The following is an 11,642-nucleotide window of genomic DNA, read 5'->3' on the forward strand; positions in this document are numbered from 1 at the left end:
TTGCCGGGGAGCGCCTTTTCGTAGGCGTGGAAGGCGCGCAGGGCGGACGGGTAGTCGTTCTGGGTCAGGCTGGCAAGGCCGATGACCTGATCCGCCTGCGGCTCCGTGGGTTTGATGGAGTGGGCTGCGTCGGCGTAGCGCTTGGCCTCGGCCTCGCGCCCCTGCGCCAACTGGCATTTGGCCATCATCAGGTTGCCCGCGTAGTCGTCTGGAATCTGCTTCAGTGCGGCGGAGAAGTGCGACCCGGCCTCGGTGAAGTCCTTTTTGACCATGTACTTGGCACCGGTCTGGAGCTTTTCAATGCCGTCCTTTTTGGCGCGCAGGGCGGCGGTGTTGTCCATGTAGCGGTCGCGGTACACGGGGTTGGATGTGGCCTTGGCGTAGTTGTAGCGCATTTCCTCCTTGGCGGTCTCAAGGCGTTCTTCGCTCATGGGGTGCGAGGCAAAGAGGAGTTCCGTGGCGGAGGGCTTTGAATCGTGCAGGTCCACAAGGTGCTGTTGCAGTCCCACCATGCCCTTGGGCGAATAGCCGCTGCGCGTCATGTATTCCATGCCCAGTGCGTCGGCTTGGCGTTCGTCCTCGCGGCTGTAGAAGGCCAGCAGCGCGCCAGAGGCGACGCCGCCCATACCCGCGGCGATTTCGCCATAGCCCTTGCCAAAGGACGCGGCGTAGGCCGCAAGGCCGGAGGAAAGCAGGGACACGGCCATGCCCTTGGACATGCGCGAGGCCGAATGCCGCGCGTTAACGTGCCCCATCTCATGCCCCAGCAGGGCGGCGAGTTCGGCTTCATCTTCCAGCGTCAGCAGAATGCCGCGCGTGCACGCGATGGATCCGCCGGGAAAGGCGTAGGCGTTGACATACACCGCATCCACGCACCGGAACGAGTAGGGCATACCCGGGCGGTGTGTGTACTGGGCCATGCTCTTGCCCGTTTCACTCAGGTAGGCGTTGAGGGCCGCGTCGTCTGTGGGGCCGTAGTCGTTGGAGAATTGGAGGGGGGAGCGCTCCTTGTCCAGCTGGATTTCGCTGGATTTGGACAGCAGCATGAACTGTTGCTCGCCCGTGACGGGGTTCTTGGCGCACCCCGTTGCCGCGCCAAGGGCGCAGATGCCTGACATATAGAGAAAATCCCGTCTGGAGAGGGACTGCTTCATTGGAAGACCTCCTTCATTCATAGAGGTCTTTGCATAGCACAGACGCGCGGCGCTTGGTAGTGCGCGCGCAGGGGCAGGGCCGGACAAACCCCATACGCGGAGCGCTCTGCCACGCGGTGACGCGTCCACCTGCGGGGGCGGCAGAGAGAAAATGTACAGAAATGTGCGGATGCACTACACTGCACATCAACTGTTGTGTCGGGTGGAGGACATGTGTGGGGCAAAATGATACACGTTTCTCACAAAAAAGCAGGAAGAATCCGGCAAAAGCACCGCCGCCACAAGGTTTGCGGCGATTTGCAAGCAGCATTCATTGCTTGAGCAAAATTGCACAAAGTGCGGCATTTTCGTCATAGGCACGACGATACCGCCTTGCCGGACTCTGGAGAAAAAATTTTCTTTATGAGACGTGAGAATCATATATCATCTGGAAATTTAAAAAAGAGTGTTGGATTCCAGTACGTTGTGATTAATGAGAAGGGAGAATCGCGTATTAATAGCCCGCTTGACAATGTGAAATCCAGCACATAAGGGGGAGTGAAGCCGAGTGCTTACTCGGTAAACCCGAGCGCGCACTCGGGCTAGGAGATGCAATGTCGTACAAAGAAAAGATACTTGAAACAGCAGCGGCGCTTTTTGCAGCCAAAGGCTACAAGGACACGTCCATTGCAGAGCTTTCGCGCCTTACCGGCGCGGCTGAAGGCACGATTTTCCATCACTTCAAGAACAAAGAGGAAATCTACATCGGTGTTCTTGAAGCGACGAAAAACGGCATCGTCAGCCGCGTGGAGGACGCGGTTTTTGCAAAGGGGTCCGGGTCTGGGCTGGAAACGGTGAAGGATCTTGTCGCCCTCTTCTTCCGTCTCTCCGAGGAGATGCACGTGGAGTTCAGGCTCCTTTTCCGCTCGCATCTGTATCATCTTGCCGGGACCAATCCCGCCCTCCGGGAAGATGTGGAAGCCATTTACAACTGTTTTGTGGACATGCTGGTGGAGGCCATCCAGAAGGGTGTGGCCGATGGTTCCATCCGCAGGGACGTGTCCCCCAATGGTCAGGCCCTGATACTGTTTTCCATGGTATCGGGCCTTTTGCGCTTTAAGATGCTGAGCCTGTTTCCCGTTCGTTCGTTGTACGCAGACGTGCTCGCCTCATGCGAAAACATGCTGAAACCACAACCGATGGAAGGGTGCTCATGCTGACCCGAATTTTTCCGTTCCTGTCCTGGATGAAGGGCTATGGAACAAAGCATTTGAGGGCTGACTTCACGTCCGGACTGACGGTGGCCCTGGTGCTGATTCCGCAGTCCATGGCGTATGCACAGCTTGCGGGTATGCCCGCGTATTACGGGCTGTACGCTTCGTTTCTGCCCCCCATGATTGCCGCGCTGTTCGGCTCCAGCCGTCAGCTCGCCACCGGCCCTGTGGCTGTTGTCTCGCTCATGACAGCCGCATCACTGGAACCGCTGGCCACAGCAGGCAGCGAGGCTTTCGTCGCCTATGCCATCTTGCTGGCGTTTACAGTGGGCTTGTTCCAGTTCCTGCTGGGGGCGCTGCGTCTTGGATTGGTGGTGAACTTTTTGTCGCATCCGGTGGTCAACGGCTTCACCAACGCCGCGGCCATCATCATTGCGTCCAGCCAGCTGTCCAAGATGTTTGGCGTGTATGTGGACAAAGCTGCGCACCACTACGAGACCATCTACCGCGTGATGGAGTCCGCCGTGGACTACACACATTGGCCAACACTCGGCATGGGTGTGCTGGCCTTTGCGGTGATGATTGGCCTCAAGCGCTTTGCGCCCAAGGCGCCGAACGTGCTGGTGGCGGTTGTGATTACCACGCTGCTGTCGTGGGCCATTGGCTTTGAGCACAACACCACCGTGGACCTGAACCACATCAAGTCCCCGGACGCGGTGGAAGCCATTGCCAAGTTCAACACCGTCACCACGGAGCTGCCCAAGATTGGCGAACGGCGCACCGAGCTGAACACCCAGTACGCCGCCGCTGTCGAGAATTCGGGCATGCACTCCATCCCCGCCCTCGACATCAAGCACGATGTGGAAGTCGCCAACATCAAGATTGAAAACCTGAAGCGCAGGGCCCACACCTGGCGCTCCAAGATTCGCCATATGAAGTTCGACGGCGTCAGCGCGCCTGACGGCACCACGAACTTCTACCTTGCGGGCACCACGCCCGAGGGCCTGAACACCGACGGCCGCATCTGGCGCATCAAGGTCGGCAATAAGGCCATTAACAAGGACTCTCTGCTCATGATGGGCGGCGGCGCGGTTGTGGGCGTGGTCCCCAGCGGCCTGCCGACCCTGTCCGTGCCCAAGCTCGACATGGGCGTTATGCTCCAGCTGCTGCCGTATGCGGCCATCATCTCGCTGCTGGGCTTCATGGAAGCTATCTCCATCGCCAAGGCCATGGCCGCCAAGACCGGCCAGCGCCTTGACCCGAACCAGGAGCTTATCGGCCAGGGCCTGTCCAACATGGTGGGCGCCATTGGCAAGAGCTACCCGGCATCGGGGTCGTTCTCCCGTTCGGCGGTGAACCTTGCCTCCGGCGCGGTGACCGGGCTGTCCAGCGTGTTTACCTCGCTGGTGGTCGTCATCGTGCTGATGTTCTTCACCCCGCTGCTGTATCATCTGCCCCAGTCCGTGCTGGCGGCGGTCATCATGATGGCGGTTATCGGCCTCATCAACGTGAAGGGTTTTGTCCACGCGTGGAAGGCCCAGTGGTACGACGGCGCCATCTCCATTTTGTCCTTTGTCTGCACGCTGGGCTTTGCCCCGCATCTGGACAAGGGCATCATGGTCGGTGTTGTGCTGTCCCTTGGCGTGTTCCTGTACAAGAGCATGCGCCCCACGGTGGCCAGCCTGTCCCTGTCGGCGGACCGCGCCCTGCGCGACTGCTCCGTCTACGGCCTGCGCGAGTGTGACCACGTGGCTGTCGTCCGCTTTGACGGCCCGCTGTTCTTCGCCAACGCCAGCTACCTTGAGGACCGCATCACGGACATCCTGCAGGCCAAGCCGCACCTGCGGCACATTCTGCTGGTGGCCAACGGCATCAATGACATGGACGCCTCCGGCGAGGAAGCGCTGGCACTTATTGTGGACCGCGTGCGCAGTGCCGGGTACGGTATGTCCTTCTCTGGCGTAAATGAGAATGTTCTCGCGGTGATGAAGCGTACGCACCTGTTTGAGTCCATTGGCGAGGAGAATATCTACGCCACGCAGGCAGAGGCGCTGCCCATCATCCACGCCAAGGCCCACGAAGGTTCCGAAGAAAAGGCATGCCCCCTGACTGAGGCCTGCCCGGCCCAATAGGACAAGGAGAATCCTCATGGCAGTGATCAACATCTTCAATGCCGCGTATGTTCGGGCCGAGGAAGTGGCGGCTGGCGTCGCTTCCGAGCTTGGCCTGACCACCATGCGCGACGCCGAAGTCTTCGCGATGGCCGCGGAACGTTTCGGTATGTCCGAGTCGCGTTTGGCCAAGACGGTCTACGGCAAGCCGAGCGTGTTCAACAGCTTCACTCACGAGCGCGAGCGCGCCGTCACGTGCCTGCGCGCCACGCTGGCCGAGCTGCTGCACAGGGACGACCTGCTCCTGTATGGCTGGGCTGGGTTGCTGGTGCCACAGCGCGTGTCGCATGTGCTGCGCGTGCTGCTGGGGGCGGAGGTGCACTTCCGCGCTGGCCTCGCCGCCGAGCGTGAGGGCGTCAGCGCCGAAGAGGGCGCCAAGCTGGTCCACAAGGCCGACGAGGCCCTGTTCGGCTGGAGCGAGTACGTCACCGGCGCCAAGGCGTGGGACAATGAGCTCTACGACGTGGTCATCCCCATGGATGCCAAGTCCGTGGAGCATGCGGTGGCCTTTACAGTGGACAACGCGCGCCGCGGCGTGCTGGTGCCCACGGCCCAGTCCCAGCAGGCGGTGGACGACTTCGCCCTTGCCGCGCGTGTGGACATGGCCCTCGTCAAGGAAGGCCACAGCGTGGACGTGGAGGCCAAAAACGGCCGCGTGCAGCTGACCATCAATAAGAATGTCATTATGCTCTCCCGCCTTGAGGAAGAGCTGCAGCGTATTGCCTCCGGCGTGGAGGGGGTCCGCGAAGTGACCACTCGGGTTGGAAAGGATTTCTATCAGGCGGACATCTACCGCAGGCATGATTTCAGCCTGCCGAGCAAGGTGCTGCTGGTGGACGACGAGCGCGAGTTCGTCGAAACCCTGTCCGAACGTCTCACCATGCGCGACGTGGGGTCCGCTGTGGTGTATGATGGCCCGCAAGCTCTGAACCTGCTGCAGGACGAGGAGCCGGAGGTCATGATTCTGGACCTGAAGATGCCGGGCATGGACGGCCTTGAGGTGCTCCGCCGCGTGCGGCGCGACCACCCGGGCGTCGCGGTGATTATCCTCACCGGTCACGGTTCCGATAAGGACCGTGAGACTTGTATGGACCTTGGCGCGTTTGCGTACTTGCAAAAGCCGGTGGACATTGACGTCTTGTCGTCCACGGTAAAGAGCGCCTACGAAAAGGTTCGCGTCTCGTCGTAAGACGTTTGGCCGACAGGGACGCGACGCTTGGCGTGCCTGTCGGCCCTTTTTTTACCCGTAAAGGATGCGCGTATGGCTTCGTGGCTGAAACGGCTCCGGCCGAATTTTTGGACGACGGATGAAGAGGATGGGCACAACATCCTCAACTACAGGCGGCTGTGGGTGCTGGTTGTCGGCGTCATGCTGCTCGTCTCCATTGTGCCGCTTGGCGTGATGTCCTTTACGGACTTCAGCCTCAGCCAAAAGCTGGCCGAGGCCGAAAACCGCTACCGCATGACGCGCCTTGTCTCCAACAGCAAGCGCTCCGTCACCGCCTTTCTCGAAGAGCGGCAGTCCGCGCTGGACTTTGCCGTGCGCCATCTGTCCCGCCGGGAATTGGCCGACCCGCTGCGCATCCGCGGCCTGCTTCGCGACCTCAAGAACTCCTTTGGCGGCGTGTATGACCTTGGCTTCATCGATGCCGACGGCATCCAGCAGGCCTACGCCGGACCGCACGAACTGGTGGGACGCGACTACTCCCGGCAGGATTGGTTCAAGCACGTTGTGGCCCGTGGCGTGTACATCAGCCCCGTGTTCAAGGGCTTCCGCGAGATTCCGCACATGGTCGTCGCCGTGAAGCACGACGACGCGGACGGCAGTTTTTACATTCTGCGCGCCACCCTCGACACCAGCCGCTTTAATGATCTTTTGCTGTCCATCGACATTGGCAGCGACAGCGACGTCTTCATCACCGACACCACAGGCGTTCTGCAAACGCCCACCCGCCACGCCGGGGATGTGCTGGCGGCCTCGGGCTATCCCGTGCCGCCGTACTCCGAGCGCACGCGCATTATGGAGACGCGCTCCAAGGACGGCACCCCCGTCTTTATGGGCTATACCTATGTGAAGGGCGCGCCCTTCATCCTGACCCTTGTCACGGACAAAAAAGCCGTCATGGACCCATGGTGGACCGTGCGCCTTGAGATGTTCGGCTTCACCGCCCTGAGCATGACGGTCATCGGCATTGTGGTGCTGGGGGTGGCGACCTCGCTGGTGAGCCGGGTGCATTTTGCCGACCAGCGGCGTACCGTAGCCATGCACCGCGCCGAACACGCCAACAAGATGGCCTCCATTGGCCGCCTTGCCGCAGGCGTGGCGCACGAAATCAACAACCCCCTCGCCGTCATCAGCCAGAAGGCCGGACTGATGAAGGATCTGTTGACCTTCGGCTCCGTGGAAGGGGCGAACAAGGAAAAGCTCATTGGCCTGACCGATGCGGTGCTTGCGTCGGTGGAGCGCTGCGGGACCATCACCCACAGGCTGCTTGGCTTTGCCCGGCACATCGACGTGCGCCTGGAGAAGCTGGACCTTGAGCCTGTCATCCGCGACGTGCTCGGCTTCTTGGAAAAGGAGGCGGAGTACCGCGGCATTGAGGTGAGCGTGGACGTAGCGGGCGACGTGATGCCCATCGAGAGCGACAGAGGGCAGTTGCAGCAGGTGTTTTTGAACATTATCAACAACGCCTTTGCCGCCGTCGAAGATGGCGGCAGGGTGAACATCGGCATCGCGCCCATGACCGAAGACCACGTATCCGTGATCATTCAGGACAACGGATGCGGCATCCGGCGCGAGCATTTACGCCAGATTTTTGAGCCGTTCTTCTCCACCAAGGGAGACAAAGGCACAGGCCTTGGCCTGTCCATTACCTACGGTCTGGTGCAGAAGCTGGGCGCAGAGATGCATGTGGACAGTACGGAAGGCGAAGGAACGGCGTTCACTCTGGTCTTTCCTGTAAAACGGTAACGGACGGAGAGATATTGTGCGGATTTTGTTGGTCGACGATGAGGCCGAACTGGTGGAAACACTGGTGGAGCGCCTGCGGCTGAGAGGAATTGATGCGGATTGCGCGCTGTCCGGCGATGCCGCCATTGATATGACACAGAGCAAGGCCTACGACCTTGCCGTGGTGGATATGAAGATGCCCGGCACCAGCGGGCTGGACGTCATGAAGTCCATGCGCGACATGCGCCCCGAGATGCGCTTTATCTTCCTGACCGGTCACGGCTCCACGCAGGACTGTCAGGAAGGGCGCAAGGCCGGTGCCAGCGACTACCTGATGAAGCCCGTGCGGCTCCAGGTGTTGTTGGAGCGCATTCAGGCGGCTTTGAATCCCGGAGGGGAAGAGAACAATGAGTGCTGACAACGGGTCCGATGCTGGGTTGGTCTGCTTTGGCCGTATGACGGCCAGCGTGTCACATGAGTTCAAGAACCATTTGGCCACCATCCGTGAAAAGGCGGGCCTGCTCACGGACCTGTTGACCCTTGCCGCGCGTGGCCGCGAGGTGGATTTTGAGCGCCTTGCGGGCATTGCCTCGGACATCCAGCAGCGTACGGCGGATGCGGACGCGGTGGTGAAGCGCCTCAATGCCTTCGCCCACAGCACGGACCATCCCCTTGCCGAGGTGCCGGTGGACGAGTCCGTGGAGCTGACGCTGAATCTCTATGCCCGGCTGGCCGCCATGCGCGGCGTGAGCTTTGACCCGCAGGGTGACGCCGGGGTGGTGGTGTCCACGCGGCCTTTCCTCTTGATGCAGCTCCTCCTCGCGTGTCTTGATGCTGTGATGGACAGCGTGGAGGACGGCGCGCAGGTGACGGTGACCACGCGCGCGACGTCTGAGGGCGCGGAGATAGCCTTTTCTGCCGGGGGCGGGGGCCAGGCGTCCCAGATGGCGGAGCTTTTGGACGCACTGAGCGCGACGGCCGTTGCCGAGGCCGGAAGCGGCCTTGTGCTGCGGTTGCCGAAGAATGTCTAATCCATGGTGCGCCGGGGGTGGCGCGGGGAGGCTTTGAGAGATGACGGGTGTGAATGTTTTGCTGGTTGATGACAACAAGGATTTTGTCGAGACGTTGGCCGAGCGCCTGCGCACGCGGGGGATGGACGCGACGGCGGTCTATAATGGCCGCAGCGCCGTAGACGCCATTGACGCCCGCCGTTACGACGCCGTGGTGCTGGACCTGCAAATGCCGGATATGGACGGCCTTGAGACGCTACGGCGCATCAAGGAGCACAACGACGAAGTGCAAATTATTCTGCTGTCCGGCCACGCCACGGTGGAGCTTTCCGTAGAGGCCATGAAGCTTGGCGCCCTCGATTTTATGGAAAAGCCCGCGGACTTCGACACGCTGGTGAAAAAGATTACCGTGGCGCAGGCAAAGCGCCTTGTTCTGGAAGAAGAGCACAACAACGAAAAGATTCAGTCCATACTTTCCCACGCCGGTTGGTAGTGGGAGAAGACAACCTGCGTAGGCGGCTTGGGCCAGGCGGTGGCCCTTGCCTGCCGGTATTTCCCGGCCTTGTGAGGCACGTTTGAGGCCGGGATTTCTCTTCGGGTCAGTGGATGGCGTTATGTACGGGAAGCATCACCACACCTCCTCCCGCCAGACGCCGTGACCGGAGAGCCTTCGTCTTCCGGAAGGCCGAAAACTTGGCGGTTTCGGCCTTCCGGAAGTCTTTTTTATTCCTCCCGATTTTATGTCCTCCCTTTTCCTGTGATTTAAGGCGTGCGCCGTGCGTCTGCCGTTGCCTGCTCCATTGCTGCGCCTGCCCGTGTGGGCGCTTGTATAAGGATGCTGCGGCGCGGCGTCGTGGTGCATTCGTGTATTGTGCACTGTTTCACGTAGCGGAAAACGTGTGGACGGTGGTCAAAAACACATGCTACCGGAGTCATTCGCAACACGAAAACTCCGCCAACAGCGCAAACCGACGCGCCGGTGCATGGTGATGCGCGCCATGGCGATGCACCGGGAGGAGTCTGAGGCAAGCGCGCAAGAGACAGCAGACGGAGCCCCCGCAGAAATCTGCGGGGCCGCAAAGGGAACAGACGGATGCCTCGACACAAGGAAGAAAGCGCATGCGCGTTTTGGTCGTAACCGCAGACGCGGAGGATGGAAAACGGCTTGTGGCGGACCTGAATGGTCATGGCTACGCCGCCGAATGGGCGCAGGACGCTGTGGGCGCACTGCGGCTGGCACGGATGATACGCTACGACATCGCCCTTGTGGACGATATGGTGCGCGGCGTGCGCTGGGACGCAATGCTCCGCGGGCTTCGCGGACTGCAACATGACGTTGCCGCGCTGTGTCTATGCGATGACCATACGCCCCAGTATCAGGAATCTGACGCAAAAACAGAGGCTTGCACCTTTGTGACAAAGCCGGTTATCATGGCTTCACTCCTGCCGCATCTTGTGGCAGTGCAAGAACGGGGGATGGTGCACGCACCGCATGCGGATGCGCGCCACGTCTTGTGATCATCTAAAGAGGAGCCAGCAATGGTCAACGCCCATGTCCTACTCGTGGACGACAATATCGACTTCGTGAACACCATGGCCGAACGTCTGCGTATGCGGGAGCTTGATGTCTCCACCGCGACCAATGGCCGTGACGCTTTGGAAATGGTTGACTGTGAGTGCTTCGACGCTGTTGTGCTCGATATGCAGATGCCCGGTCTGGATGGCATTGAAACGCTAAAGCGCATCAAGGCCAAAAACGACGAGGTGCAGATCATCATCCTGTCCGGCCACGCCACTGTGCAGATTAGCGTGGAAGCCATGAAGCTGGGCGCGCTGGACTTTATGGAAAAGCCCGTGGACATGGACGCCCTGCTGGAGCGCATTCGCAACGCGCAGGCTAAGCGCGCCGTGCTGCAGGAAAAGCATAACGAAGAGAAAATTCAGGACATTCTGGCGCGCCGCTTCTAGCCTGTGCGGCCCGCCGCGCGTATACTGCAACAGCGCGACAAAACGATTCTCCAACGCCGGGAAGGACACACGTCCTTCCCGGCGTTTTTCTGTGCAGAGGGGAGGGCAGGAGTGGCGGCGCGCGGAGCGCTGATATGGCGTGCAGGGCGTGTGTGCGTTGGCGTCTTGTACGAATATCGGGGCCGCGCATGGCCCCGCGAGAGCCCTCTCAGGGCAAGGGCGGTCGTCTTGTCCTCTCTCCCACGCATGCCGGGGCACATGCGTTTCTATTGGGGAACAGTGGGCATGAGCCCCTGCACCGCTGCATGGTGCTTGTTGAGTGTGTGGCGATCTGTCGGGATTGTAAGACCTTACAGGTGGGAGTGGGGCTGAGGGGCGCAGGGGACGTCATAGAGCATGGCTCGGCTTCTTCAGGCGGGGCGGCCCCGCCCTTGTCCTTTCGTCCGGTCTCTCCATCCTCCCGCCCCGCAGCCGGAGCGCGCCCCGTTTTGGGGGCACACGATGCGCGGCAAAAACCATGGTCCAGAGTTTCGGCCGCGGCGGGTGGTGGAAATGGGGTGAAGGGAGAGTCTATGCCGCCGCTGGTGGCTTTTGGGGGCGCTGTTTGCCTTGGAGGAAGCGGGTGCTTGGGCGGGAGGATTTCGGCCTGATTTCGGGCTTGTCACAGAAAATTCATTTTTTGCTGGACTCTCTACAATGCTGGTGCTAAGTGGGCCGCATTGGCATATGTGCTGATTGACCACACAATCAGGCATAACCGAACCCCCCCTTTGCAGGAGAAGCCATGCGCATTCTTGTAGTAGAAGATGAAGGCAGACTGCAGACGTCGTTTGTCGAGCGCCTTACGGCCAAGAACATTGCAGTGGATTATGCTTCCGATGTGAACACCGCCATCAAATTCGCGCGAATGATGCGGTACGACGCAGCGGTTGTTGACGTACGCAATGGTCCCGCACCGTGTGGAGACATCCAGCGGGGTCTTTCCCGCATGCAGCCATGGATGAAAGTGCTCGTCGTGACGGGGCGCGGAGCCTGTAAAGGCTTTATGCCCGCAGCTGGCAATGAATTTCTGCTCAACAGGCTGACCCGTTCCCTTAACGGGGCGCCAACGAAGAGTGCGCGCTGCGCCTGAACCTGTTTGTTATCCGTGTCATGAAGAAAAGGGAGACCGAAACCTCGGCCTCCCTTTTCTGCGT

11 protein-coding genes are annotated in these 11,642 nt (G+C 60.5%); 10 read left to right on the plus strand and 1 reads right to left on the minus strand.

Features of this window, described 5'->3' with window-relative positions; all coding sequences use genetic code 11:
* On the minus strand, positions 1-1,154 hold a 1,154-nt coding region (locus ACY69P_RS08470), incomplete at its 3' end, for a M48 family metalloprotease (RefSeq protein ID WP_462327173.1).
* Between the two features lie 593 nt (positions 1,155-1,747).
* Between ACY69P_RS08470 and ACY69P_RS08475 the strand changes: the two genes are divergently transcribed.
* The 10 genes from ACY69P_RS08475 (at position 1,748) to ACY69P_RS08520 (ending at position 11,578) form a co-directional block, all read left to right on the plus strand.
* Positions 1,748-2,353, plus strand: a complete 606-nt coding sequence (locus tag ACY69P_RS08475; protein WP_404845978.1) for a TetR/AcrR family transcriptional regulator — start codon at positions 1,748-1,750, stop codon at positions 2,351-2,353.
* A complete protein-coding gene (locus ACY69P_RS08480) occupies positions 2,347-4,479 on the plus strand; it encodes a SulP family inorganic anion transporter (protein ID WP_462327174.1) in 2,133 nt (710 codons plus the stop codon). The genes ACY69P_RS08475 and ACY69P_RS08480 overlap by 7 nt, the downstream gene beginning before the upstream one ends.
* A 16-nt stretch (positions 4,480-4,495) precedes the next feature.
* Positions 4,496-5,707 carry a response regulator gene (locus ACY69P_RS08485; protein ID WP_459898301.1) on the plus strand — a complete coding sequence of 404 codons (1,212 nt, stop codon included), beginning with the start codon at positions 4,496-4,498 and terminating at the stop codon, positions 5,705-5,707.
* 72 nt (positions 5,708-5,779) lie between these two features.
* Positions 5,780-7,489, plus strand: a complete 1,710-nt coding sequence (locus ACY69P_RS08490; RefSeq protein WP_462327175.1) for a sensor histidine kinase — start codon at positions 5,780-5,782, stop codon at positions 7,487-7,489.
* A 16-nt stretch (positions 7,490-7,505) separates the two neighbouring features.
* A complete protein-coding gene (locus ACY69P_RS08495; protein ID WP_404845974.1) occupies positions 7,506-7,886 on the plus strand; it encodes a response regulator in 381 nt (126 codons plus the stop codon).
* Positions 7,876-8,499: a sensor histidine kinase gene (locus ACY69P_RS08500; RefSeq protein ID WP_462327176.1), complete on the plus strand. Its 624-nt coding sequence runs from the start codon at positions 7,876-7,878 to the stop codon at positions 8,497-8,499. Before ACY69P_RS08495 ends, ACY69P_RS08500 begins: the two co-directional genes overlap by 11 nt.
* Before the next feature lie 40 nt (positions 8,500-8,539).
* A complete protein-coding gene (locus ACY69P_RS08505; RefSeq protein ID WP_404845972.1) occupies positions 8,540-8,971 on the plus strand; it encodes a response regulator in 432 nt (143 codons plus the stop codon).
* A gap of 626 nt (positions 8,972-9,597) precedes the next feature.
* Complete coding sequence (locus ACY69P_RS08510) at positions 9,598-9,996, plus strand: hypothetical protein (protein ID WP_462327177.1); 399 nt, start codon at positions 9,598-9,600, stop codon at positions 9,994-9,996.
* 21 nt (positions 9,997-10,017) lie between these two features.
* Complete coding sequence (locus ACY69P_RS08515) at positions 10,018-10,446, plus strand: response regulator (RefSeq protein ID WP_462327178.1); 429 nt, start codon at positions 10,018-10,020, stop codon at positions 10,444-10,446.
* Between the two features lie 784 nt (positions 10,447-11,230).
* The gene (locus tag ACY69P_RS08520; protein ID WP_404845969.1) at positions 11,231-11,578 is read left to right on the plus strand and encodes a hypothetical protein; all 348 of its coding nucleotides are present in this window, start codon (positions 11,231-11,233) and stop codon (positions 11,576-11,578) included.
* The last annotated feature ends 64 nt before the right edge of the window (positions 11,579-11,642 follow it).

It is taken from the genome of Desulfobaculum sp., from assembly GCF_054921475.1.